This window comes from Phenylobacterium sp. (assembly GCF_030697305.1).
In the GTDB taxonomy this organism is placed as follows: domain Bacteria; phylum Pseudomonadota; class Alphaproteobacteria; order Caulobacterales; family Caulobacteraceae; genus Phenylobacterium.
In genome coordinates this window covers 1-23,547 of sequence record NZ_JAUYQL010000096.1, presented here as the reverse complement: position 1 = coordinate 23,547, position 23,547 = coordinate 1, and the positions used below count along the sequence as shown (strand labels likewise).

Sequence of the window (23,547 nt, the reverse complement as noted above, 5' to 3'; positions counted from 1 at the left end):
GCGCGTTTCGAAACGTGGTGAACGGGTATTAACCCTTGGGCCGCGCGGGCCTCAGAAAGGCCACTCGGCAGGGTTCGCCGGGACCTGGAACCAGCCGAACGCCTTATGCAGGACGTAGGCGAGATCGTAGCTGGACGCCGACAGGCGCGGCACGCCGGCCCACATCCAGATCCACGGCATGAGCAGCCACAGCAGGAAGACCCCAGCCGCCTGTGGCTCAGTGACGCCTTCCAGGAGGTTCGGATTGAGCAGCCAGAACACCGCCAACAGCATGAAGGCTGTGATGGAGAACACCCGCGTCTGGTCGCCGCCCAGCAGGACTGTACCTATCAGCAACGCCAGCCCCGCGAAGAACGGCAGCGCCGCGCGACCCCTGTCCGCATATTTGAACGCCGCCAGCCAGCCCAGGCCCAGCAGCGACCACAACACCGCCTGGCCATGGAAGAACAACTGGTCGCGGAAGTCGCGCCAATGGGCCAGGAACCAGTAGGCGCGCCCGGAATTCACCTGCGTCCCGAAGGCATGGAACAGCGCGACGAGCGCCAGCTTGCCCGTGATCACTCCGGCCAGCAGGGCGAGAGCGGCGCGTGGCGAACAGTCCGCGCCGTCTGTCTCGCGCCGGCCCAACACTGTGGCGACTAACAGCGCGACCGTCCCGAACAACGCCTGTTCGAAGTGGTGTATGCCCAACGCCAGGCCGATTGGGGCCAGCAGCAGGGGCCTGCGGATCGCCGCCACGGCCAACGCCATCAGCAGCAGCGTCAACGAGTCCATGCCGACCCAGTAGTAGGCGGTGGCCGAGACGGGCAGGGCGGCGAACAGGATCAGAGCGATGCGCGCCGAGCGGTCGGGCAGGCGCGAGAACAACAGCCTTACCACCACCGCCGTGAACGCGATCGAGCATGCCAGATGGAGCGCGAAGAAGCTCCAGTGGTCCGTCGCGCCGATCAGGTGGGCGATGAACGGGCCAAGCCAGGTCCAATACAGGTAGTGCGAGCCCTCCTCGGTGAACGGGTTGGCGAATGGGGTGCGCGCGATCTCGACCTGGTGATCGAGGTTGGGCATCCACCAGACGCCGGTCTTCACCAGCATCGCGGCCATGACCGCCGCGATCAGCCGCCAGGCCTTGGCTTCGAAGATGAAGCGCTGGATCGGAATAAGGGCGTTCATCGGCGCTCCGCGGCGGATGGCGGCGCAGCATGCGGTCGCAGCGTCCCCGCTGCTAGGCGTGCAAGGCGTGGGCCATGGTGGAAAAGCCGCTCTGCTCGCTTGCGGGCGCGTCCGGCGAACGCCACAGGTGGGCGATGAAGACCTTGCTGATCGTCTGGCACTCGCGCACCGGCGGCGCCCGGGCGATGGCGCAGGCCGCGGCGGACGCGGCGCGGACCGGGGCTGAGGTCAACGTCCGCCTGGTCGCCGCCGAGGCCGCGGGGCCGGAGGATCTGCTGGCCGCGGACGGCTACATCTTCGCCGGCCCGGAAAACCTCGCGGCTTTGTCCGGCGAGATGAAGGCCTTCTTCGACCGCAGCTACTATCCGGCGCTGGAGAGGCTCAACGGGCGGCCCTACGCGCTGATGATCTGCGCCGGCAGCGACGGGGAGAACGCGGTGCGCCAGGCGGCGCGGATCGCGCTTGGCTGGCGGCTGCGGCCCGCGGCCGAGCCGATCATTGTTTGCACCCACGCCCAGACCCCCGAGGCGATCGCGGCGCCCAAGACCATCGCGCCGGACGAGCTGCAGCGTTGCGCGGACATGGGGGCGGCGCTCGCCGCCGGCCTGGCGATGGGGATCTTCTAGTCGAGGACAGCGTCGTCGATAGCCGCCGCCAGGTGAGGATTGCGGCCCTCGATGGCGAGCTTTACCGGCGCCCACGACATCCGGTGGATCTCGCACGGGCCAAGCGCCAGCAGCGCCTCGGCATGGCGCGGCGCCCCGTAGCCCTTGTGCGCGGCGAAGCCATAGCCGGGGTAGGCCGCGTCCATCTCGGCCATCAATCGGTCGCGGGCGACCTTGGCGAGGATCGAAGCCGCGGCGATCGATTTCGACTTTGCATCGCCCCCAACCACCGTCTTCACCTCGCAGGGGAGGCGGAAGCGGTAGTTGCCGTCGACCAGGGCGTGGACCGGCGCGACGCTCAACGCCTCGACCGCGCGGCGCATGGCCAGGCCCGTGGCGTGCAGGATGTTCAGTTCGGCGATCTCCTCGACGGACGCGAAGCCCACCGCCCAAGCCACCGCCTTGGCCTTGATCTCGACCTCCAGCGTCTCGCGCATTTTGGCGGTCAGCTTCTTGGAGTCGTCGAGGCCCTTGGGCGCACGGCGTGGATGCAGGATCACCGCCGCGGCGCTGACCGGCCCGGCCCAGGGCCCACGGCCCGCCTCGTCGACGCCGCACACCGGCCCGATGCACGCCCGCTCGAGCAGCATGTGCGGCCCGCGTCCGGCCATCAGCGAGCCATCTGCTTCACCGGCTCGTGACGGAAGCACGTGACGGTGTGGTCGTTGACCAGGCCCGTGGCCTCCATGAAGGCGTAGACGATCACCGGGCCGACGAACTTGAAGCCCCTGGCTTTAAGAGCCTTGGACATCTCCACGGCGAGCGGCGTCTGGGTCGGGATGCCGGTCTTCTCGGTCCACTCGCCCTGGATCGGCTTGCCGCCGGTGAAGCCCCAGAGGAATTCCGAGAAGTCCTCGCCGCGCTCGCGCATGTCGAGATAGATCCTCGCGCCGTTGATCGCGGCGTCGATCTTGCCGTTGGAGCGTACGATGCCGGCGTCGGCCATCAGGCGGGCGCGGTCGGCTTCACCGAAGCGGGCGACCTTTTCAGGATCGAAGCCCGCGAACGCTTCGCGGAACGCATCGCGCTTGCGCAGGATGGTGATCCAGGCAAGGCCGGCCTGGAACCCGTCCAACACCAGCTTTTCCCACAGCGCCCGGGAATCGTATTCCGGAACGCCCCATTCCGTGTCGTGATAGGCCTCATAGACCGGGTCGCCGGCGAGGCCGCGCCAGCCGCAGCGATTCGGATGCGAGCTCATGGCTGCAGTTTCGCCCAGCGTATACGTCGGTCACAAGAGGGAGCGGCCGCATGGCTTTCGAAGGCTTCGAACTGTCGCAGGTCGACGTAGGCGAGACGGATCTGCGGGTGCGCCACGGAGGCTCCGGCCCGCCGCTGATCCTGCTGCACGGCTATCCTCAGACGCACATGATGTGGGGCCGGGTGGCGGACGCGCTCGCCCGCGACTTCACGGTGATCGCGCCTGACCTGCGCGGCTACGGCAAAAGCGGCAAGCCGCAGACCACCGCGGACCATGAACCCTATTCGAAATCGGCGATGGCGCGCGACATCGTGGCGCTGGGCCGCCATTTCGGTTTCGATCGGTTCAACCTGGCCGGTCACGACCGCGGGGCGCGGGTCGCCTACCGACTTGCGCTCGACCATCCGCAGTCGGTCGAGAGACTTTGCGTGCTCGACGTCGTGCCGACCAACGAGATGTATGAGACCGCCGACGCGAAATTCGCGCTGGGCACCTGGACCTGGTTCTTCCTGCCCCAACCAGCGCCGGTGCCGGAGCGCATGCTGGGCGCCGATCCGGACTGGAGCATCTGGCGCGACGGGGCGGTGGGCGCCGGGTTCATGCAGCCCGACGCCATGGCGGACTACATGGAGGCGACCCGCGATCCGGCGACCCTGCACGCCATGTGCGAGGACTACCGGGCGGGCGTCAGCATCGACTGGCCGCGCGACGCCGCCGACAAGGGTAAGATCAAGATCACCGCGCCGCTGCTGGCGCTATGGGGTCAGCGGGGCGCTGTTGCGAGCCGCTTCGACGTGCTGGAGGTCTGGCGGGCGTGGGCCGACGACGTCCGCGGCTTCGCAATACCGGACTGCGGGCACTTCATCCCCGAGGAACAACCCGCCGAGACGGTGAAGGCGCTGCGAGCGTTCTTCGCTCCGGGCTGACGCGCGCCTCGGCGGCGTCCTCCTCCAGCAGCTTTCGCACCATGGCGGCTGAGCCGAGGATCGGCAGCGGCTGGCCGAACCGCGCGCGCCACAGGGCGTCGAGGCGCCGGTCTTCGGTGTCCATGTACGGCTTCATGGGCGTCCATACCGCCCTGCGCGCAAAGAGTTGCTGGTTAACGCCACCTTCATCACGAACAGCTGGGGGAAAGCGCCCTGGCTTGCCATAAATCGCCCCAAAGCGCAGATGCCGGGCCCAGGAGAGAGAACGATGATCCGAGTTCACGACGCCATCGTCGACGACCAGTTCGGCCCTCAGGCCGCGGCCTATGTCACCAGCGCGGTGCACGCAGCCGGTGAGGATCTCGATGCGCTGGAGTCGCTGGCGCGCGCCGCGGCGCCGGCCCGCGCGCTGGATCTTGGATGTGGTGGTGGTCACGTGGCCTATAGGCTGGCGGCGCATGCGCGCGCCGTAACCGCCTGCGACCTGTCGCCCGAGATGCTGGCGGCGGTGGCGGCGAGCGCGCGCGAACGCGGCCTCGCAAACATCGAGACGCGGCAGTCCGCGGCCGAGCGACTGCCTTTCGAAGATGCGACGTTCGACTTCCTGGGCTGCCGGTTCTCCGCCCATCACTGGCTGGGCTTCGAGGCGGGCCTGAGCGAGGCGCGGCGGGTTCTGAAGCCCGGTTGCACGGCGGTGTTCATCGACGCCATGTCGCCCGGCCGCGCTGCGCTGGACACGCACCTGCAGGCGGTGGAGTTGCTGCGCGACACCTCGCACGTGCGCGACTATTCGGCCGGCGAGTGGCAGGCGGCGCTGACCCGGGCGGACTTCGACGTCCGCCAGGTGCGCACCTGGCGGCTGCGCATGGAGTACGCGAGCTGGACAGCGCGAATGCGCACGCCGGATCTCAATTCCGCCGCCATCCGCGCGCTTCAGGCGGCCGCCAGCGTCGAGACCGTCGAGCATTTCGCCATCGAGGCCGACGGCTCTTTCACGCTCGACGCCCTGATGATCGAGGCTGTCGCGGCCTAGCTTTCCAGCCAGGCGGGGGCGTCGACGCGCACGGCGCGGCCGTCGACGGTCAGCGGGGCGGTGGTCATCCGGTCCAGGCGCAGCAAGGCGATGGCTCGTCCTGCGCCGCCGGACAGCACCTCGCCGGCGCGCAGATCTCCGGCCAGCACTTCAGCGCCGGCAGGCAGGGCCGGGCCGTCGAAGGCGATCGGCGCCATGCGGGTCTTGATCTGGCCGCGGCGCTTCATGCGCGAGGTGGTCTCCTGGCCGACGAAGCAGCCCTTCTTGAAGTCGATACCGCCAAGCAGGTCGAAGTCGGCCTCGATGGGGTAGGCTTTCTCGCTACCCCAGTCGGCGGGGCCTGGCACGCCCAGCGCCAGGCGGTGGGCGTCATAGGCGGGCTCGTCGCCGGCCTGTGCGTCGGATGGCGCGGCCTGGCCGTAGCCGCGCAGGCCCAGCGCCGGCAGCCGAGGGTCGACGCTCCAGCCGCTGGTGGGCTCAAGCGGCCCCGGGAACAGCACGGCCACGGCTGCCGCATCGGCGGCGATCTCCACCTTGGCGCGCAGCCGATAGATGGTCAGGCGCTGGATGAGCGCGTCACGGTGGGCCGCCTCGACGTCTAGTTTGCAGCCGTCATCGCCACCCAGGACAAACAGGTCGTAGAGCAGCCGCCCCTGCGGGGTCAGCAAGGCGCCAAAGCGGATCTCGCCCGCCGCCAGCGTATCGACGTCCTGGGTGATCAGGCCTTGCAGGAAGCTGCGCCAGTCTGGGCCGCCGAGCGTTATCAGGGCGCGGCTGTGCAGGATCGCGTACGTCATGGCCATGTGCAGCAATTAAGCCTTGTAGCGGTGGAGCGCCAGCGCCGACCCCGCTATGGAGAGGGCCCATGGCGCCCCGCCCTTTCCCGATTCTGTTCATCACGGCCACCCGCATCGGCGACGCCGTGCTGTCGTCCGGCCTGATCGCGCGGCTGATCGAGGAGATTCCCGGCGCGCGCTTCACCATCGTCGCCGGCCCCGCCGCGGCCCCGCTGTTCGCCGAGGTCCCGAACCTCGAGCGGGTGATCGTACTGGAGAAGAGCAAGGACAAGGGCCACTGGTTCCGGTTGTGGAACCAGGTGCGCCACCGCGAGTGGGGCCTGATCGTCGACCTGCGCGGCTCGGCGATCTCCGGCTTCCTGCGCCGCAAGCGTCGCGCGGTGTTTCGGCGCACCTCGGGCCTGCCAGTGCATAAGGTGATCGAGGCCTCCCGCGTGCTGATGCCGGATGGCGACGCGGCGCCGCCGTTCCTGTTCACCTCCGCCGAGACCGAGGCGCGCGCGCAGGCGCTGACCGCGGGCTTCGGACCGATCCTGGCCCTGGCGCCGGCGGCCAACTGGGTTGGCAAGACCTGGCCGCTGGAGCGCTTCGCCCAGGCGGCGATCCAGCTGCTGGGACAAGACGGGCCGCTGGCCGGCGGGCGGCTAATGGTGCTGGGGGCGCCGGAGGATCAGCAGGTGATCCATTCGCTCCGCCACGTGGTCGCCAAGGGCAAGCTGATCGACCTGGTGGGCAAGGCCGACCTCCTGACCGCCTACGCCTGCCTGAAGCGCGCCAGGCTGTTCATCGGCAACGACTCCGGCCTGATGCACCTGGCGGCGGCGGCTGGCGCGCCGACGGTCGGACTGTTCGGTCCCTCGGACGAGGCGCTGTACGCGCCCTGGGGCCCGCACACGCGGGTGGTGCGCGGCCCGCGCGAGTTCGAGCAGATCCGCGCGGTTGACCCTGGTTTCGCCCAGGCGCTGTGTCACATGATGGACCTGACGGTGGATGTGGTGACCGCCAGCGCGCGAGAGTTGCTGGCGTCGACGGAAGGCCCCGCGATCGAGCGCCAACGCACGAAAGGCTGAGCATGCCCGAGACATTCGACCTGATCGTGCGTGGCGGCGAGGTGGTGAACCACGCCGGTCGCGGTTTAGCCGACGTGGGCGTGCGGGCCGGCAAGGTGACCGCGATCGGCGACCTCGGCCAGGCATCGGCCGACGAGGTGTTCGACGCGACCGGGCTGACTGTGCTGCCGGGCGTGATCGACAGCCAGGTGCACTTCCGCGAGCCGGGCCTGGAGTGGAAGGAAGACCTGGAGACCGGCAGCCGCTGCGCCGTGCTGGGCGGGGTCACCGCGGTGTTCGAGATGCCCAACACCGAGCCCACCACCACCGATCCCGACGCACTGGCCGACAAGCTGACGCGGGCGCGCGGACGCATGCATTGCGACCACGCCTTCTATGTCGGCGGCACCCATGAGAACGCCGACTTCCTGGGCGAATTGGAGCGCTTGCCCGGCTGCTGCGGGGTCAAGGTGTTCATGGGCGCCTCCACCGGCACCCTGCTGGTGCAGGACGACGAGGGCGTCGAGCAGGTGCTGCGACACGTCAACCGCCGCGCCGCGTTCCATTCAGAGGACGAGTACCGGTTGGCCGAGCGCCGGCCGCTGGCCCGCACCGGCGACTGGACCAGCCATCCGGAGGTTCGCGACGCCCGCTCGGCCATGCAGTCCACGGAGCGGCTGGTGCGCATCGCCCAGGCGCTGGGAAAGCGCATCCACGTGCTGCACGTGACCACGGCCGAGGAGATCGTCTTCCTCGCCGCGCACAAGGACGTGGCCAGCGTCGAGGTGACGCCCCAGCACCTGACCTTGGAAGGCCCCCAGGACTATGAGCGGCTCAAGGGCTTCGCCCAGATGAACCCGCCGATCCGCGACCACCATCACCGCATGGGCATCTGGGCGGGGGTCGCGTCGGGCGTCGCCGATGTGCTGGGCTCCGACCACGCGCCGCACACCCGCGAGGAGAAGGCCCGGCCCTATCCGGCCTCGCCGTCGGGCATGCCGGGCGTGCAGACCCTGGTGCCGGTGATGCTGACTCATGTGGTCGAGGGACGCCTCAGCCTGGAGCGGTTCGTCGACCTCACCAGCCATGGGGTCAACCGGGTGTTCGGCTTGGCCGACAAGGGCCGGCTGGCCGAGGGCTACGACGCCGACCTCACCATCGTCGACATGAAGGCCCGGCGCACGATCACCCACGAGGCCATGGCCACCCGCTCCGGCTGGACGCCGTTCGACGGCTTCGAGGCCAAGGCCTGGCCGGTGGCGACCATCGTGCGCGGCCGTGCGGTGATGCGCGACGACGAGATCATCGCCCCCAGCCTGGGCGAGCCCGTGCGGTTCCTGGAGACCCTGGCGCGCTGAGGCTCGCGGCGATTTCCACCGTGTTGGCGTTGCGGAAACCCTGTCGCCGATAAGTTCCCGCAGGCGGCGAGGGAAATGGCGCCGGCACGTCCTGCGTGCGACGCTCGCCTTGGACTGAAGGGGGGACGCTTCATGTCGATGACCGAAGGCCCTGCGCCGGTGCGCGGGGAAGCGATCAATCTCGAGCAGCGCGCGGCGCTCTCGAGCTTCGTCGGACTCAGCCTGAAGAACGGGCTGCTCAATCTGGTGACGCTGACGCTCTACCGCTTCTGGGGCAAGACCGAGGTGCGCCGCAGGGTGTGGAGCTCGACCTATCTGAACGGAGAGCCGCTGGAATACACCGGTCGCGGCAAGGACCTGTTCATGGGATTCCTGATCACGCTGGCGGTGTTCGGCGCGCCGTTCCTGCTGGTGTCGTTCACCGCCCAGTTGCTCGGTCCCGCGGTGGCCGCCCTGATCATCCTGCCGCTCTATCTGGTGATCTTCTTCCTGTTCGGCTTCGGCATGTTCAGCGCCTTCCGCTACATGGCCAGTCGCACGGTCTGGCGCGGCATCCGCTTCGAGGCGCGAGGCTCGGCGCGCGACTACGCCTTGAGCTACATCGGCTACGCCTTGCTGAGTGTGATCACCGCGGGATGGTTCTGGCCGGCCGCGCAACGACGGCTGGCTGGCTTGCTCTGGGGTTCGCTGAGCTTTGGCGACCGACCGCTGCGGTTCGACATCGAGGCTGCACGCAAGGTGGCGGTCTATCCGGCGTTCATCCTGGCCGGCGTGGGCGTCGGGGTGATGTACGCGGTGATTGTCGGCGTCGTGGTGTTGCTGTCGATCGGCGCCAAAGAGGCCGGCGCTTCGCCGGACGAGATCTCCGCGATCACCGCCGTCGCCATTGTGGTGCTGATGCTGATCGCCGCGCCGTTGATGGTCGCCGCGATCGCGCCTTATCAGGCGGCGAAGCTGCGCGCGACGGCGGCGGGGCTGAGGCTCGACGACGCCGGTTTCCGGTTCGATCTCAAGTGGCCGGCGATGGCCTGGCTGATGTTCACCAACGTGCTGCTGCTGATCGTCTCGCTGGGCTTCCTCATGCCGCTGATCCAGGCTCGCACCATCAAGTTCCTGATCGGGCGGCTGCGCAGCGAAGGACTGGCCGATCTCGCCGCCGCGCGGCAGGCGCCGCAGGGGCCGCGCACCGCCGAGGGGCTCGCCGACGCCTTCGGATGGGCGCCGATCTGATCCGTGCAGGCGCGCTTCCATGACGGGCGCACCGCCCAGGCGCACGACGTCGAGCTGACGCTCGTCGACGGCGCGGTGCTGTTCTACGCCGACGGCCAGGCGCATCGCTGGGCTCTGGCCGGCGTCGAGGTCGAGGTGCTGGGCGGGCTCGTGCGGCTCGCCGCGCCGGCCGGCGGCGACGGGCGGCTGATGGTCGACGGCGCGGCTTGGCGGGCGGCGACCGGCGGCGTGGCGCCAAGCGGCAAGCGCTTCCGCGAGGCGAGGCTGATCGGCGCGCTGGTGGCCGCCGCCGCCGCGGTGACGGCTTTCGTGTTCATCGGCATGCCGGCGCTGTCCGGCCCCCTGGCGCGCGCCACGCCCATCAAGTTCGAGCAGCAGATGGGCGACAGCTTCGACGTCCAGATCTCCGCCCCGCTGCGCACCTGCAAGCAGGATCCCGCCGGGCAGGCGGCCCTGCGGCGGCTGGGCGAGACCCTGCAGCGTCAGGCCGACACCCCGTTCCGGATCCGCGTGCGCGCCGTCGAGGCGCCGTTCGCCAACGCCTTCGCCCTGCCGGGCGGCGCGGTGCTGGTCACCGACGACCTGATCGCCATGGCCCGCTCACCGGAAGAGCTCTCCGCGGTCATCGCCCATGAGGCTGCGCACGTGGAGAAACGCCACGTGATGCAGGCGGTCTGGCGCTCGTTCGGCTTCGGCATGGTGCTGGACGCGGTGGTCGGCGGCGGCAGCGGCGCGGGGCAGCAGGCGGTGCTGCTGGCCGGGGGCCTGAGCGACCTGCGCTACGGCCGCCAGGCGGAGGCCGAGGCGGACGCGCGCGGACAGGACCTGTTGCAGGCGGCGGGCCTGAGCTCGCAGGGCATGGCGCCGTTCTTCGCACGGCTGGCCGGCAAGGGCGGGGATGCGCCGGGCGCCGCCGAGCTGATCGCCAGCCATCCGGCCTCGCGCCAGCGCGCCGAGGTCGCCCGGGCCCGCGCCAAACCCGGCGCCGCGGCCTTCACGCCCACCGAATGGGCGGCGGTGAAGGCGGCTTGCGTGACTCCCAGCAAAAGGCCCGCGAGGCGCTAACCTCGCGGGCCTTGGTGGCGCGACCCTAAGGCCGGCCGATCAGGTGTTGCCGGGCAGCTTGCAACCGGCCGCGAAGGCGCAGCTCGTCGCCGCGACCGCGTTCACGGGCGTCGCGGTGTACTCGATCATGTAGCCCTTGTAGCCGTCGGTGCAGGAGACCTCGAGCAGCAGGGTGCCCTTGGGCGTCTTGCCGGCCAGTCGGCTGTCCTTCACCACGCAGGTCTTCTGGTCGAACTTGCGCAGGTCGGCGGTGAGCGCCGCAGACGCGCTGGTCTGCGAGTTCAGGCCGCACTTGAAGCCCGCCACCAGCGAGTGGCCGCAGTCGTAGACCACACCCTTGCCGGTGGAGTCGAAGACGCCGACGCCGCCAGGCGCGCCGCCCTTGCAGACCAGCTCGACGATGTCTTTGCCGGGAGGGGCCGGGAACGCCGCGTATTTCTCGACGTCGCAGTTGACGCCCGAGGCCTTGGCGAGCCGGGTGTAGAGGCCGGCCTGTTCGGTCGCCGCCTCACGGGCGTCGGTGAGGGTGCAGCCACCGAGCACGCCCATGGCCTTGGCGCATTCGATGGTCTGGGTGAGCGCGCCGCGGTTGTCGGACTTGAAGATATAGCCTTTGCCATCCTGGCAGGCGGCTTCGAAGAACGAGGCGCCGTCACGGGTGGCGCCGACGAAGCGGCGGTCCTTCACTGCGCAGTTGTTCTTGGATTCCGTCGCGTAGCGGTCGACCACCGACAGGCGCGCGGCCCGGTCGGTGAGGGTGCATTTGATGTTGGTGGTCGCGTCGTCGAACATCAGGCAGTTCTGGGTCGTCGCCGGCTTGGTGGTGTCCAGCGGCGCGCTGGCCACCAGAACCTGGCCGGAGCCGTCCTGACAGGCCAGTTCGACGTAGGTGCTGGTCTTGCTGCGCCCGATGCCGCGAACCTGGGTCGGCGTACAGGTCGAGCCCGCGGCCGTCAGCAGCGGCGCCAGATCGGCCTTGGGGTCAGCGTTGCCGGGCAGCTTGCAAGGCGCGGGCGCTTCCTTGCCGCCTTCGGGGATGGTGTTCGCTTCGATGCAACTGAACGCCACCGGCGTCGCGTCGCTGGCGGCCTGGATCACGTAGCCCATGCCCTGGGCGCAATCGACCTCATAGAAGCTGGTCGAGACCTTGGTCTTTTTGTCCGCCGACTTGCCGATCAGGCGCGCGTCGGCGACCTGGCAGGCGACGCCGGCGGCCTGGGCCGCGGCGGGGGCTTCCGCCATACCCGTCTTGCGGGACTCTTCACTGATCTCTGGCGCCTTCTTGGGGGCCGAAAGCACTGCTGCAGGCGCCAGTGCGGCGAGCAGGAGGGCGGCGGCCACGCCGATTCCGATGGGCCTCATGGTCTCGTAAACTCCTGGTGTTCCTCTTGCGGCACATCTGCGCCGGGCGTTCCTCTTGGTCAAGATGATGGCCGAACCCGGCGAAAGCTGGGCGGAGCTGCGGCTCGCCGGCGCATAGGGGTTTGCGCGACGCGCCCCTAGGGTCGAGTGTTGCGGTCGACCAGCAGGCGGGGGCGCAGATGAGCGATGTTTCAGAAACTACAGCGCAGGAACGTCCCGCGCCGACGCTGAGCTATCCTTTTGAGAAAGGGCCGGAGGACGGTCAGGCGATCGACATCGCCGCCGGGGTCAAATGGCTGCGCATGCCGCTGGGCGGCCCGCTGGGATTCATCAATGTCTGGGCCATCGCGGAGGAAGGCGGCTGGGCGATCGTCGACACCGGCATGGGCGGCGCCGAGACCATGCACGCCTGGCGTGACGCGTTCGACGGGCCGCTGCGCAAGCGGCCGGCGACTCGGGTCTTCGTCACCCACATGCATCCCGATCACGTCGGCATGGCCGGCTGGCTGACCCGCAAGTACGACGTGCCGTTATGGATGAGCCGGCTGGAGTACCTGTCGTGCCGCAGCCTGAGCGCCGACACCGGCCGCGAGGCGCCTTCTGACGCCCTGCGCTTCTATCGGGGGGCCGGATGGGATGAGGACTCGCTCGAGACCTACCGCACGCGGTTCGGTACATTCGGCAAGTACATGCACGTGCTGCCCGACAGCTTCCATCGGCTGGTGGATGGCCAGGAGATGATGATCGGCGACCATCGCTGGCGGGTCGTCGTGGGGTCGGGCCATTCGCCGGAGCATGCTTGCCTGCATTGCCCCGACCTGCAGCTGATGATCAGCGGCGACCAGGTGCTGCCCCGCATCTCCTCCAACGTCTCGGTGTTTCCCACCGAGCCCGAGGCCGATCCATTGAGCGAGTGGCTGGCGTCCCTCGCGCGGATCAAGTCGCAGGTCGGCGACGAGGTGCTGGTGCTGCCTGCGCACAACGACCCGTTCTTCGGCCTGCACGCGCGCATCGACCATCTGATCAGCGGTCACGAGCAGGGACTGCTGCGGCTGCAGGACCTGCTGCGCGAGCCGAAACGCGCCGTGGACTGCTTCTCGGCGCTGTTCAGGGCGAAGATCACGCCGGGCCTGCTGGGCATGGCCACCGGCGAAAGCCTGGCGCATCTGAACTGCCTGATCGGGCGTGGCCTGGCGGCGCGCGAAACCGATGCGAACGGCGTGGCCTGGTACCGCGCGACGGCGTAACGTTCACGCCAGACCGCATCTCCAGGAGCCCGCGATGACCGAACATGTGCTGATCGAAAAGGCGGGCGGCGTCCTCACGCTGACGCTCAATCGCCCGGAAAAGAAGAACGCCATTACCGCGCCCATGTACCGCGCAATCGGCGAGGCGATCGACCGCGCGGCGAATGATCCGCAAGTGCGCTGCGTGCTGCTACTTGGGGCGGGCGACATCTTCTGCGCCGGCAACGATCTGGGGGACTTCGCCAAGGTCAATGCGGGCGAGGGTGAGGCGGCGGCCCGCGCCGACGAGAACCCGATGCTCGGCGCGCTCAGCCGCGCCAGGATCCCGCTGGTCGCCGCGGTGCAGGGCCGCGCCGTGGGCGTCGGCGTCACCATGCTGCTGCACTGCGACCTGGTGTTCATCGCCGAGGACGCGCTGCTGACCACCCCGTTCGTCAACCTGGCCCTGGTGCCGGAGGCAGCCTCCAGCATGCTGCTGCCGCAGCGCATCGGCCATGTCCGGGCGTTCTCCATGCTGGTGCTGGGCGAGCCGGTGGATGGACGCACCGCCGCCGCCTGGGGCCTCGCCAACGCCGCCGTGCCGGTCAAGGACTTGCTGGCGCGCGCCACCGCCGCCGCCGAGCAGATCGCCCAGCGTCCCCGCGCCGCGGTCGGCGCCACCAAGGCGCTGATGATCGATCAGGCCGCGATCGCCGCGCAGATGAACGAGGAGGCGGTTTATTTCGCCCAGCAGCTCGCCTCCGCGGAAGCCAAGGAGGCGTTCGCCGCCTTCGCCGAGCGCCGGGCGCCTGACTTCAGCCGCGTCGCATAAAGAGGGGACGCGCCATGCAGACCCTCGCCGGCAAGACCCTGTTCATCACCGGCGCGAGCCGGGGGATCGGCCTGGCTATCGCGCTCCGCGCCGCCCAGGACGGCGCCAATGTGGTCATCGCCGCCAAGACCGCCGAGCCGCACCCCAAGCTGCCTGGCACCATCTACACCGCCGCCGAGGAGATCGAGGCCGACGGCGGCCAGGCCCTGCCGCTGATCGTCGACGTGCGCGACGAGGCCAGCGTGGATGCGGCGGTGGCCCAGGCGGTGGCGCGCTTCGGCGGCATCGACATCTGCGTCAACAACGCCTCGGCCATCTCGCTGACCGGCACGCTGGCCACCGACATGAAGCGCTACGATCTGATGCATCAGATCAATTCGCGCGGCACCTACCTGGTCTCGCGCGCCTGCATCCCGCATCTGAAGCGGGCGGCCAATCCGCATGTCCTGACGCTGTCGCCGCCTCTGGACATGAGCCCCAAGTGGTTCGGCGGCCACGTCGCCTACAGCATGGCGAAGTACGGGATGAGCCTGGCGATGCTGGGCATGGCGGAGGAGTTCCGCGCCGACGGCATCGCGTTCAACGCCTTGTGGCCGCGGACCATCATCGCCACCGCCGCCGTGCGGTTCGCGCTGGCGGCCGGCGAAGAGGGGCTCGCCCACTGCCGTGCGCCGCAGATCATGGCCGATGCGGCGCATGCGGTGTTCATCAAGGACGCGCGGAGCTTCACCGGCAATTTCCTGATCGACGACACGTTCCTGTACGCTGAAGGCGTGCGAGATTTCGAAAGCTACCGGGTGGACGACACACAGCCGCTGATGCCCGATTTCTTCGTGCCCGACGACATTCCGCCGCCGCCAGGCGTGGTCATCGGCGGCGCGACGGCGTGAAGCAAAGCGCGGCGATCGATGTCGTCATGCGGCCCGCGTCGCTGGACGACAGCGCGCGGCTGCTGGCCTGGCGAAACCTGCCGCAGATCCGCCGCTGGATGTACACCGACCATGAAATCTCTCAGGCCGAGCATGACGCCTGGTATGCGAAAGCGCTGGCGGACCCGTCCCGTCGTTATTGGGTGGTGGAGCTCGACGGTGCGCCGGTGGGTCTGGCCAACCTCGCCGACATCGACGCCACAACCCGACGCGCCACCTGGGCCTACTACCTGGCCGAGGAGCGGGTGCGCGGGCGCGGGATTGGGGCCTTCGTCGAGTACTGGATGATCGAGCAGGTTTTCACCGGCTTGGGCCTGGCCAAGCTATGGTGCGAGGTGCTCGTCGACAACGAGCCGGTCTGGAAAATGCACGAGAAGTTCGGCTTCGTGCGCGAGGCGCTGTTCCGACGCCATGCGCTGAAGGGCGGCGCCCTCGTCGACGTGGTCGGCCTGGGCCTGTTAGCGGAGGATTGGGCGGCGATCCGCGACGCCAGCCGCGAGCGCCTGGGCGCGCGGGGATTTCCCGTCTAGCTCGGGTCTAACCGAGCGTGTCGAACTTGCGCAGGCCGGGGAACAGCTTGGCCCAGATCACGGTGATGGCGATCGAGCCCGCGCCGCCGAACAGCGCCGCGCCCACCGGGCCCACGAAGCGCGCGACGATCCCGCTCTCGAAGTCCCCGAGTTCGTTCGACGCGCCGATGAACAGCGACGAGACCGCCGAGACACGCCCGCGCATGTGGTCGGGCGTCACCAACTGGACCAGCGTCTGGCGCACGAACACCGACAGCATGTCCGCGCCCCCCAGCACCGCCAGCGCCAGAACCGACAGAGGCATCGAGCGCGAGAGGCCAAACACCAGGGTAGCGGCGCCGAACAGCGCGACGCCGCCAAGCAGGAACAACCCGGCGTGGCGGCGGATGGGACGGGTGGCCAGCACCACCGCGACCAAGGCAGCGCCCATCGCCGGCGCGCTCCTCAGCAGCCCGAAGCCTTGCGCGCCAACGTGCAGGATGTCGCGGGCGAACACCGGCAGCAACGCCGTCGCCCCGCCCAACAGCACGGCGAACAAATCCAGCGAGATCGCCCCGAACACGATCTTGTTGCCCCAGACGTAGGCGAGGCCTTCCTTGATCAGCGCCCAGCGTGACCCTGGCTGCACCTCAGGCTTGGTGTTCTGCCGGATCAGCGACAGCGTCAGGGCGGCGACGAGGTAGAGCACGCAGGTGGCGCTGTAGGCGACCGTCGGCGACAGGCCGAGCAGCAGGCCGCCGATCGCCGGGCCGGCCACCGCGCCGCTGGTGTAGGCCAGCGAATTCCAGGCGATGGCGCGCGGCAACAGGGGCCGCGGCACCAGCATCGGCGCCAGGGACGCGCCAGCGGGTCCGGTGTAGGCCCGGGCCACCCCGAACAGCGCCGCGACGCCGATGAGCAGCGGCAGGCTGACGAAACCGTAGAAGCTCGCCGCCACCAGCAGTCCGGCGGTGGCGATCTCGCCCGCGTAACAGATCAGCAGCACCAGCTTGCGGTCGTGCCGATCCGCCGTCTCGCCGGCCGGCAGGGCCAGCAGGAACACCGGCACGAACGCCGCCAACCCCATCATGCCGACCCAGAACGCCGATTCCGAAACCGACATTGTCAGGCGAGCGGTCTCGTAGACCTGCCAGCCTAGCGCCACGCTCTGGATCTGCACCCCGATCGTCGACGTTACGCGCGAACCCCACAACAGCATGAAGCCGCGTTGGCGCAGCAGCTCCGCTACGGTCGGCGTGTTTTCGGGGTTGGGGGACATGGGCGACCCAGCTTGGGGCGAGCCGGAGGCCGGTGCAATCGCGACGTTGACCTGGGGGACGCTGGGCCTTATGCGCCGCATCCCTGCTGCGTTTTGCCTGCGAGGCGCTTCAAGCGATGCGACGCCAACGACGATACGGACGCCCGCAAGGCGTTCTCGCCTGAAACTGTCCGCTTGCGGCGGCGCCAAGTGCGCGGTCGCGCGTTGTCGCACCCTTCGCCATGCAGTTCCCTGACAATGATGACCGCCACGTCCCTCCGGCAGCCTGAGCTGCTCATCAATCCTGAGCGGCCGCAGGACGCCGCCGCCGTCGACGCGCTGGTCGACCGCGCGTTCGGCCCAGGACGCTTCACCAAGGTCTCCGAGCGGGTCCGCGAATTCGCCGCGCCCCGGCACGATCTGTCGTTTTGCGCCTGGGAGGACGGCAAGCTGGTCGGCGTCGTGCGCCAGTGGCTGGTCGATGTGGGGGGGCGTCCGGTAATTTTTCTGGGGCCGCTGGCGGTGGACGAGGCGGCGCGGCTTCATGGCGCCGGCGGGGCGCTGGTCGAGCGCGCGGCGCAGGCCGCGGCCGACGCCGGTTTCGATACGGTGCTGCTGGTCGGTGACGAGCCCTACTTCCGGCGGCTGAACTTCGCCGTCGTCCCGCATGGCCGCGTGACCCTGCCGGGACCCGTCGATCCGCGCCGCATCCTGGTTCGCGCCCTTCGCTCGGGCGCCGCCGCCGAGCTTGCCGGGCCTGTTCGCGCCCATCCGCTCGCCCGCAAGCTTGAGGCTGGCCCCGCTCAGGCCTAGATTCCGCGTCATGAGCGAATCCGACAGCCGGCCGGGACTGGACGGGGTGATCGCCGCGGCCAGGGCCCAGGCTCCAGGCCGTGGCCTGCCGCCGGTCCATCTGTGGAATCCGGCGGTCTCCGGCGAGATCGACATCGTCATCCGCAAGGACGGAAGCTGGCTGCACGAGGGCGCGCGGATCAGCCGCGAGGCGCTGGTGCGGCTGTTCTCCACGGTGCTGCGCAAGGATCCCGACGGCTACTACCTGGTCACACCTGTGGAGAAGCTGAAGATCGTCGTCGAGGACGCGCCGTTCATCGCCGTGCGCGTCGATCGTGTCGGGGATGCGCTGCGCTTCCTGACCAATGTCGGGGACGAGGTCGACGCCGGCCCGGACAACCCGATCCGCGTAGAGACCGATCCGCAGACCGGAGAGCCCAGGCCCTATGTTCATGTGAGAAATGGCCTGGAGGCGCTGATCGCGCGACCGGTGTTCTACGAACTGGCGGATATGGCTGAAGAGCGCGACGGGTCGATGCTCGAGGTCGCCTCGAACGGCGCCTGGTTCCCGATCGGCCCGTACGAGGTGCAGGCGCTGTGAGGTTCGTCGAGTCGCTCGGCGACCTGCGCGCCTGGGTCGCGCGTCACCTCGACCCGATCGGCGACGACAGCCCGATCAGCGGCGCGGACTCCGACTTCGACCTCAATCCCACCATGCGCCCGGCGCAACGCGAGTTGCGGGCGGCCTCGGTGTTGGTGCCGCTGGTCGAGCGGGCCGACGGCTACACGGTGATCCTGACGAGGCGCTCAGACGCGCTGCGCAGCCACACCGGACAGGTCGCCTTGCCGGGCGGCCGCCGCGATCCGGGCGAAAGCGCCTGGCAGACCGCGCTGCGCGAGGCGCACGAGGAGATCGGCCTGGAGCCGGACTATGTGGAGCTCGCCGGTCTGTCGACGCCGTATGAGACCGGGAGCGGGTACCTGATCACCCCGGTGGTCGGCTTCGTGCGCGAGGGCTTCACCCTGACGCCAAACCCAGACGAGGTGGCTGACATCTTCGAGACCCCGTTCGGCTTCCTGATGGACCCCGCCAACTACGAGCAGGAGGTCCGCGAGGCGCCCGACGGCCAGAAGCGGTCGTTTTACGCGGCGCGCCATGAGGACCGCTACATCTGGGGCGCCACAGCGGGCATGCTGCGGGCGCTCTACAGCCGGCTCTACGGGGCCGCGCTTGCTTAGGGAACTCGCCTTGCGCGCCCTGTTGATGGCCGCGCCGTTCGTGGTCTGGTTCATCTGGCGCGATGTGGCCATCCGCACAGGACGGCCGATGGGCGCGACCCCGTGGACCTGGCTGGTGGCGATCGGCGCGATCCTCGTCGGCCTGTCGCTGATGGCCACCGCGCTGGCCCCGCACGCTGGCAAGAGCGACGTCTATGTCCCGGCCGAAACGACCGCGAGCGGGCAGGTGACGCCTGGCCACTTCGAGAAGACGCGGCCGCAACGATGATCAATCTGGCCGCCGCCTGGATCGCCGACCCGCGCACGGTCGCGGTGATGGATGCGCTGGAGGCCGCGGGCGGCGCCGGCTGCGCGCGCTTCGTCGGCGGAGCGGTGCGCAACGCCCTGTTGGGGGCTGTGGTCGACGACATCGATATCGCCACGACGCTGACGCCGCAGGCGGTGAGCGCGGCTTTGGCCGCAGCCAGCCTGCGCGCCGTGCCCACCGGCATTGACCATGGCACCGTCACCGCGATCAGCGGAGGACGGCCGTTCGAGATCACCACCCTGCGCCGCGATGTTTCCACTGACGGTCGCCATGCCGTGGTCGCCTTCACCGACGACTGGGCGCTGGACGCGGGCCGGCGCGATTTCACCATGAACGCGCTCTACGCCGATCGCGCCGGCGCGGTGCTGGACCCCACCGGAGTCGGGGTCGCCGACGCCCTGGCCGGCCGCGTGGCCTTCGTCGGCGATCCGCAGACCCGTATCCGCGAGGACTATCTGCGGGTGATGCGCTTCTTCCGCTTCCATGCCTGGTACGGCGCGGGGGAGCCGGATCGCGCCGCGCTGGCCGCCTGCGCCGCCCTGAAGGGCCCCGTGGCGGCCTTGGCGGCCGAACGGGTCTCCAAGGAGCTAATGAAGCTCCTGGCCGCCCAGGACCCGCGTGCGGCGCTTGCGGCGATGGCGGAGACAGGCGTGCTGGCGATCGCCACGCCCGGCCTGGAGAACCTTGGGCGGCTTTCCGGCCTGGTCGAGGTCGAAGCCCAGTTGATGGCCGAGCCGGATGCGGGCCTGAGGCTGGCGGCCTTGCTGGACGATGATCCGCCAGCCTCGGCAGCCTTCGCCCAGCGGCTGCGCCTGCCGAACGCCTTGCGCGACCGGCTGGCGGCGGCGCTCGATCCCTCGCTCGCGCTGACGAGTTGGATGAGCCCGCGCGAAGCCCGCCGCGCCGTCTATCAGATCGGTCAGGCGGCGTTCGCCGACCGGGTGAAGCTCACCTGGGCCGCCGCGCCCAACTCCGCCCAGGCGCCGCAATGGCGCGCCCTGCTGGCGCTGGGCGAGACCTGGACGCCTCCGACCCTGCCTGTGAGCGGGGTTGACGCGGTCGCGGCCGGGACGCCCAAGGGCCCGCTGGTCGGCGCGGTGCTGCGCGAGGTCGAAGCCTGGTGGATCGACCAGGATTTCCCGGACGACCGCGCCGCCGCCGCCGAACGGCTTAAGGCGGTGGTGCAGGGGATGGTCCCGTGAAGCTCGGCATCCTGCAGACGGGCGCACCGCCGCGCGCCCTGCGCGCCGAGTTCGGCGACTATCCGGGCATGTTCCGCCGGTTGCTGGGCGAGGGCGCCTACGATTATTCGACCTTCGACGTGCGCGACGGGATGCCGGCCAGCGTTGAGGCGTGCGACGCCTATCTGATCACCGGTTCGCCGGCGGCGGCCTACGACCACCAACCCTGGATCGCCGAGCTTGCGGATTTTCTGCGCGCGGCCAGCGGGCGCGCGGGGCTGGTCGGGATCTGCTTTGGCCATCAGATCATGGCCGAGACGTTCGGCGGCCGGGTCGAGAAGTCGCCCAAGGGCTGGGGCATAGGCCTGCACCACTACGCGGTGCGCGACCGCTTGGCGTGGATGGACGAGGGTGCTGCCCTGGCGGCCACCGCCTCGCACCAGGACCAGGTGGTGCGCGCGCCAGCCGGCGCCCGCGTATTGGCCGGCAGTGACTTCACCCCCTTCGGCATGCTGGCCTACGCCGACGGTCGATCGGTGTCGCTGCAGCTTCACCCCGAGTTCGATCAGGCCTTCGGTGAGGCGCTCATCGAAATCGGGCGCGGGACCACCTACACCGAGGACGAAGCCCAGCGGGCGCTCGCCAGCTACGCCCAACCCGACGACCGCACGCGGATCGCCGGCTGGATGCATGCTTTCCTGGCTAAGTCCGCAGGCTGACCGGCGCTTTCCAACCTACGGCCACGCCGTCAGCGGCGGCATAGAGGAGAGGATCGACTCGATGTTGCCGCCGGTCTTCAGGCCGAACATCGTGCCGCGGTCGTAGAGCAGGTTGAACTCCACATAGCGGCCGCGGCGCACCAGTTGCTCCTGGCGGTCGGCTTCGGTCCAAGGCTCGTGCATGCGGTGGCGGGCGATGCGCGGGAACACGTCCAGCAGCGCCTCGCCGACGTCGCGGGTGAAGGCGAAGTCACGCTCCCAGTCGCCGCTGTCGTGGTGGTCGTAGAAGATGCCGCCGATCCCGCGCGGCTCCTTGCGGTGCGGCAGATAGAAGTACTCGTCGCAGCGCGCCTTGTAGCGCGGGTACCATTCCGGATCGTGCCGGTCGCAGGCGGCCTTCAATGCGGCGTGGAAGGCCTTCGCGTCGTCAGCCTCCTGGCTGCGCTGGGTGTCGACCGTTGGCGTGAGGTCCGCGCCGCCGCCGAACCAGCCGCGGGTGGTGGCCAGGAAGCGGGTGTTCATGTGCACCGCGGGCACGCGCGGATTGCGCATGTGGGCGATCAGGCTGACGCCGGTGGCGACGAAGCGCGGATCCTCTTCGGCGCCTGGCATCGAGGCGGCCATCTCTGGCGTGAATTCGCCATGCACCAGGCTGATGTGCAGGCCGCACTTCTCGAAAAAGCGCCCGCGGAGGAAGCCCATGACGCCGCCGCCGCCCGCCTCGCGCACCCAGGGCTTCAGTTCGAAGCGCCCAGCCTCACCCGGATAGAGGTCGGCGGGGGCCTCATCCTCGAGCCTTTCGAACTCGGCGACGAGGCGGTCACGCAGGGTGTCGAACCAGGCGCGTGAGCGCGCGCTGCGGTCCTCGGAAGGCTCGGCGTTGGTCATGGGGCGACCGCAGTAGGGAATCCGCCGGTCTGGCGCAACGCCTCGCCAAGCGCGATCGAGGCGGCGGAAACCAGATTCAGCGATCGTGCGCCGGCGGCCAGCGGTATGAACACCCGCGCGTCGGCCGCCGCGTGCACTTCCGGTGGCGCCCCGGCGCTCTCCCGGCCGAACAGCAGGACGTCACCAGCGGCGAAGGCGAAGTCGCCGAACGGCTGCGCGCCCTGCGTCGTGAACAGCACCAGGCGCCTGTTGCTTGCGCGCGTGAGTCTGAGGAAATCGGTCCAGCCGGCGTGACGATCGACCACCGCCTGAGCACCGTAATCCATCGCCGCGCGGCGCACCGCACGGTCCGACAGAGGGAAGCCGCAGGGCTCAATGACGTCCACGGCGACGCCCAAGCAGGCCCCGAGGCGAAGAGCCGCGCCGAGGTTTTGCGGAATGTCCGGTTGAAAAAGGGCCAAACGCATTCTAAGCGATCCAGCCACGGGATAGGCCTGGGCGCGAGGCGAATCGTCGGGGGACGGACTGCGACACGTTCGCAGGACTTCTCCGCACGGATCGTCTGCTCGCTGCGCGCCTGTTCAAGGTGCTTCCGGCCGCGTGCTGGACGGGGGCTTCGAAGGCGGGACGTCCTTGGTGCAAGGGCGTCGGACGGGCCGTGGCGGGAGACCGCAGGCGGCTCAACACACGAAGGGTAGCTTTAAGGTGGCCGACACCGTCGCGGGCGCAAGTCCCGATCCTCACGCCGCGGGCGACGACCCCAGCCGGCGCGACTTCATTCACATCGCCGCCACGACGGCGGCGATCGGCGCCGTCGCAGGCCTCGCCTGGCCGTTCATCGATCAGATGAACCCGGCCGGCGACACGCTCGCCCTCGCCTCGGTGGAATTCGACCTGACCAAGGTCGAGCAAGGCCAGCAGGTGGTGCTGAAGTGGCGCGGCAAGCCGCTGTTCGTGCGCAGCCGCACGGGCGCGGAGATCGCCAAGGCGGTGAAGGACGACACCGCCTCGATGCGCGACCCGGCCCGTGACGAGGACCGTCACAAGCCCGGCAAGGCTGAGTGGCTGATCCTGGTCGGCACCTGCACGCACCTCGGTTGCGTTCCCACGTTTGGCGGTGGCGACTACGGCGGCTGGTTCTGCCCATGCCACGGCTCGCACTACGACACCTCCGGCCGCATCCGCAAAGGACCGGCTCCGAAGAACCTCGCGGTGCCCGAATACGCCTTCCTGTCGGACACCAAGGTCAAGATCGGCTGACACTGATGAGCGGACATTCCTCCTACGAGCCGAAGACCGGCATCGAGCGCTGGCTCGACACGCGCCTGCCGATCGTGCGCTTCGGCGCCGACCTGCTGGATTTCCCGACGCCGAAGAACCTCAACTACTGGTGGACATTCGGCGGCATCCTGGCGATGTGCCTGGGCATTCAGATCGTCACCGGCATCGTGCTGGCGATGCACTACGTGCCGCACGTCGACTACGCCTTCAATTCCGTCGAGCGGATCATGCGCGACGTCAACTTCGGTTGGCTGGTCCGCTACATGCACGCCAACGGGGCCTCGATGTTCTTCATCGCGGTCTACATCCACATGTTCCGCGGGCTCTACTACGGCTCGTACAAGGCTCCGCGCGAGATCCTGTGGATCCTCGGCTGCGTGATCTACCTGCTGATGATGGCCACGGCCTTCATGGGCTACGTGCTACCCTGGGGCCAGATGAGCTTCCACGGCGCGGGGGTGATCACCACCCTGTTCGGCGCGCTGCCGATCATCGGCGAGTCCATCACCACCTGGCTGTGGGGCGGCTTC

General features: G+C 69.4%; 27 protein-coding genes. 19 read left to right on the top strand and 8 right to left on the bottom strand.

Annotated features, from left to right (window positions below; all coding sequences use genetic code 11):
* Positions 1 to 51: 51 nt before the first annotated feature.
* A complete protein-coding gene (locus Q8R27_RS10190; RefSeq protein WP_305698917.1) occupies positions 52 to 1,170 on the bottom strand; it encodes a hypothetical protein in 1,119 nt (372 codons plus the stop codon).
* Positions 1,171 to 1,244: 74 nt separating this feature from the next.
* Here Q8R27_RS10190 and Q8R27_RS10185 point away from each other — a divergent pair, with 74 nt between their 5' ends.
* Positions 1,245 to 1,796, top strand: a complete 552-nt coding sequence (locus tag Q8R27_RS10185) for a flavodoxin family protein (protein ID WP_305698916.1) — start codon at positions 1,245 to 1,247, stop codon at positions 1,794 to 1,796.
* On the opposite strand, the gene Q8R27_RS10180 is transcribed toward Q8R27_RS10185, so the two are convergent.
* Together Q8R27_RS10180 and Q8R27_RS10175 are read right to left on the bottom strand one after the other, a co-directional pair.
* The gene (locus tag Q8R27_RS10180; protein WP_305698915.1) at positions 1,793 to 2,446 is read right to left on the bottom strand and encodes a ribonuclease HII; all 654 of its coding nucleotides are present in this window, start codon (positions 2,444 to 2,446) and stop codon (positions 1,793 to 1,795) included. The two genes, Q8R27_RS10185 and Q8R27_RS10180, sit on opposite strands and share 4 nt — an antisense overlap.
* A complete protein-coding gene (locus tag Q8R27_RS10175; RefSeq protein WP_305698914.1) occupies positions 2,446 to 3,036 on the bottom strand; it encodes a DNA-3-methyladenine glycosylase I in 591 nt (196 codons plus the stop codon). The genes Q8R27_RS10180 and Q8R27_RS10175 overlap by 1 nt, the downstream gene beginning before the upstream one ends.
* A 50-nt stretch (positions 3,037 to 3,086) precedes the next feature.
* Between Q8R27_RS10175 and Q8R27_RS10170 the strand changes: the two genes are divergently transcribed.
* Both Q8R27_RS10170 and Q8R27_RS10165 read left to right on the top strand, forming a co-directional pair.
* The gene (locus Q8R27_RS10170) at positions 3,087 to 3,962 is read left to right on the top strand and encodes an alpha/beta fold hydrolase (protein WP_305698913.1); all 876 of its coding nucleotides are present in this window, start codon (positions 3,087 to 3,089) and stop codon (positions 3,960 to 3,962) included.
* A gap of 268 nt (positions 3,963 to 4,230) precedes the next feature.
* Positions 4,231 to 4,995, top strand: a complete 765-nt coding sequence (locus Q8R27_RS10165) for a class I SAM-dependent methyltransferase (protein WP_305698912.1) — start codon at positions 4,231 to 4,233, stop codon at positions 4,993 to 4,995.
* Here Q8R27_RS10165 and Q8R27_RS10160 read toward each other — a convergent pair.
* The gene (locus Q8R27_RS10160) at positions 4,992 to 5,792 is read right to left on the bottom strand and encodes a folate-binding protein YgfZ (RefSeq protein WP_371134679.1); all 801 of its coding nucleotides are present in this window, start codon (positions 5,790 to 5,792) and stop codon (positions 4,992 to 4,994) included. The two genes, Q8R27_RS10165 and Q8R27_RS10160, sit on opposite strands and share 4 nt — an antisense overlap.
* A gap of 68 nt (positions 5,793 to 5,860) precedes the next feature.
* On the opposite strand from Q8R27_RS10160, the gene Q8R27_RS10155 reads away from it, so the two are divergent.
* The 4 genes from Q8R27_RS10155 to Q8R27_RS10140 all read left to right on the top strand — a co-directional run bounded on the left by Q8R27_RS10155 (position 5,861) and on the right by Q8R27_RS10140 (position 10,494).
* Positions 5,861 to 6,862: a glycosyltransferase family 9 protein gene (locus tag Q8R27_RS10155; RefSeq protein WP_305698910.1), complete on the top strand. Its 1,002-nt coding sequence runs from the start codon at positions 5,861 to 5,863 to the stop codon at positions 6,860 to 6,862.
* Between the two features lie 2 nt (positions 6,863 to 6,864).
* Positions 6,865 to 8,199, top strand: a complete 1,335-nt coding sequence (locus tag Q8R27_RS10150; RefSeq protein WP_305698909.1) for a dihydroorotase — start codon at positions 6,865 to 6,867, stop codon at positions 8,197 to 8,199.
* Between the two features lie 132 nt (positions 8,200 to 8,331).
* The gene (locus Q8R27_RS10145; protein WP_305698908.1) at positions 8,332 to 9,429 is read left to right on the top strand and encodes a YjgN family protein; all 1,098 of its coding nucleotides are present in this window, start codon (positions 8,332 to 8,334) and stop codon (positions 9,427 to 9,429) included.
* 3 nt (positions 9,430 to 9,432) lie between these two features.
* Positions 9,433 to 10,494: a M48 family metallopeptidase gene (locus Q8R27_RS10140; protein WP_305698907.1), complete on the top strand. Its 1,062-nt coding sequence runs from the start codon at positions 9,433 to 9,435 to the stop codon at positions 10,492 to 10,494.
* Between the two features lie 39 nt (positions 10,495 to 10,533).
* Here the strand turns inward: Q8R27_RS10140 and Q8R27_RS10135 are convergent, their stop codons facing one another.
* The gene (locus Q8R27_RS10135; protein WP_305698906.1) at positions 10,534 to 11,856 is read right to left on the bottom strand and encodes a hypothetical protein; all 1,323 of its coding nucleotides are present in this window, start codon (positions 11,854 to 11,856) and stop codon (positions 10,534 to 10,536) included.
* Between the two features lie 179 nt (positions 11,857 to 12,035).
* On the opposite strand from Q8R27_RS10135, the gene Q8R27_RS10130 reads away from it, so the two are divergent.
* From Q8R27_RS10130 to pseH, 4 genes are read left to right on the top strand one after another with little or no spacing between them, the layout of a single operon-like run.
* On the top strand, positions 12,036 to 13,103 hold the full coding sequence (locus Q8R27_RS10130) for an MBL fold metallo-hydrolase (RefSeq protein WP_305698905.1): 1,068 nt from the start codon (positions 12,036 to 12,038) through the stop codon (positions 13,101 to 13,103).
* 34 nt (positions 13,104 to 13,137) lie between these two features.
* Positions 13,138 to 13,914, top strand: coding sequence for an enoyl-CoA hydratase-related protein (locus Q8R27_RS10125; RefSeq protein ID WP_305698904.1), 777 nt, complete (start codon positions 13,138 to 13,140; stop codon positions 13,912 to 13,914).
* 14 nt (positions 13,915 to 13,928) lie between these two features.
* Positions 13,929 to 14,804 (top strand): NAD(P)-dependent oxidoreductase, encoded by an 876-nt coding sequence (locus tag Q8R27_RS10120; RefSeq protein WP_305698903.1) that lies wholly within the window; start codon positions 13,929 to 13,931, stop codon positions 14,802 to 14,804.
* Complete coding sequence (pseH, locus tag Q8R27_RS10115) at positions 14,801 to 15,373, top strand: UDP-4-amino-4,6-dideoxy-N-acetyl-beta-L-altrosamine N-acetyltransferase (RefSeq protein ID WP_371134678.1); 573 nt, start codon at positions 14,801 to 14,803, stop codon at positions 15,371 to 15,373. The genes Q8R27_RS10120 and pseH overlap by 4 nt, the downstream gene beginning before the upstream one ends.
* A gap of 7 nt (positions 15,374 to 15,380) precedes the next feature.
* Here pseH and Q8R27_RS10110 read toward each other — a convergent pair whose 3' ends face one another.
* A complete protein-coding gene (locus Q8R27_RS10110; RefSeq protein WP_305698902.1) occupies positions 15,381 to 16,631 on the bottom strand; it encodes an MFS transporter in 1,251 nt (416 codons plus the stop codon).
* 240 nt (positions 16,632 to 16,871) lie between these two features.
* Here Q8R27_RS10110 and Q8R27_RS10105 point away from each other — a divergent pair, with 240 nt between their 5' ends.
* The 6 genes from Q8R27_RS10105 to Q8R27_RS10080 are packed head-to-tail and all read left to right on the top strand — an operon-like array spanning position 16,872 to position 20,848.
* Positions 16,872 to 17,423, top strand: coding sequence for a GNAT family N-acetyltransferase (locus Q8R27_RS10105; protein WP_305698901.1), 552 nt, complete (start codon positions 16,872 to 16,874; stop codon positions 17,421 to 17,423).
* Positions 17,424 to 17,433: 10 nt separating this feature from the next.
* Positions 17,434 to 18,003, top strand: a complete 570-nt coding sequence (locus Q8R27_RS10100) for a DUF1285 domain-containing protein (RefSeq protein ID WP_305698900.1) — start codon at positions 17,434 to 17,436, stop codon at positions 18,001 to 18,003.
* Positions 18,000 to 18,641 carry a CoA pyrophosphatase gene (locus Q8R27_RS10095; protein ID WP_305698899.1) on the top strand — a complete coding sequence of 214 codons (642 nt, stop codon included), beginning with the start codon at positions 18,000 to 18,002 and terminating at the stop codon, positions 18,639 to 18,641. The genes Q8R27_RS10100 and Q8R27_RS10095 overlap by 4 nt, the downstream gene beginning before the upstream one ends.
* A gap of 10 nt (positions 18,642 to 18,651) precedes the next feature.
* Positions 18,652 to 18,909 (top strand): hypothetical protein, encoded by a 258-nt coding sequence (locus tag Q8R27_RS10090; protein ID WP_305698898.1) that lies wholly within the window; start codon positions 18,652 to 18,654, stop codon positions 18,907 to 18,909.
* Positions 18,906 to 20,150, top strand: a complete 1,245-nt coding sequence (locus Q8R27_RS10085) for a CCA tRNA nucleotidyltransferase (RefSeq protein WP_305698897.1) — start codon at positions 18,906 to 18,908, stop codon at positions 20,148 to 20,150. The genes Q8R27_RS10090 and Q8R27_RS10085 overlap by 4 nt, the downstream gene beginning before the upstream one ends.
* Positions 20,147 to 20,848 carry a type 1 glutamine amidotransferase gene (locus Q8R27_RS10080; RefSeq protein ID WP_305698896.1) on the top strand — a complete coding sequence of 234 codons (702 nt, stop codon included), beginning with the start codon at positions 20,147 to 20,149 and terminating at the stop codon, positions 20,846 to 20,848. The genes Q8R27_RS10085 and Q8R27_RS10080 overlap by 4 nt, the downstream gene beginning before the upstream one ends.
* A 15-nt stretch (positions 20,849 to 20,863) precedes the next feature.
* On the opposite strand, the gene hemF is transcribed toward Q8R27_RS10080, so the two are convergent.
* Together hemF and Q8R27_RS10070 are read right to left on the bottom strand one after the other, a co-directional pair.
* Positions 20,864 to 21,736 (bottom strand): oxygen-dependent coproporphyrinogen oxidase, encoded by an 873-nt coding sequence (hemF, locus tag Q8R27_RS10075; protein WP_305698895.1) that lies wholly within the window; start codon positions 21,734 to 21,736, stop codon positions 20,864 to 20,866.
* On the bottom strand, positions 21,733 to 22,203 hold the full coding sequence (locus Q8R27_RS10070; RefSeq protein ID WP_305698894.1) for a tRNA (cytidine(34)-2'-O)-methyltransferase: 471 nt from the start codon (positions 22,201 to 22,203) through the stop codon (positions 21,733 to 21,735). Before Q8R27_RS10070 ends, hemF begins: the two co-directional genes overlap by 4 nt.
* Before the next feature lie 238 nt (positions 22,204 to 22,441).
* On the opposite strand from Q8R27_RS10070, the gene petA reads away from it, so the two are divergent.
* Together petA and Q8R27_RS10060 are read left to right on the top strand one after the other, a co-directional pair.
* The gene (petA, locus tag Q8R27_RS10065) at positions 22,442 to 22,996 is read left to right on the top strand and encodes a ubiquinol-cytochrome c reductase iron-sulfur subunit (protein ID WP_305698893.1); all 555 of its coding nucleotides are present in this window, start codon (positions 22,442 to 22,444) and stop codon (positions 22,994 to 22,996) included.
* Between the two features lie 5 nt (positions 22,997 to 23,001).
* Positions 23,002 to 23,547, top strand: a 546-nt coding sequence (locus Q8R27_RS10060; RefSeq protein ID WP_305698892.1) for a cytochrome b N-terminal domain-containing protein, incomplete at its 3' end; no start/stop codon positions are given.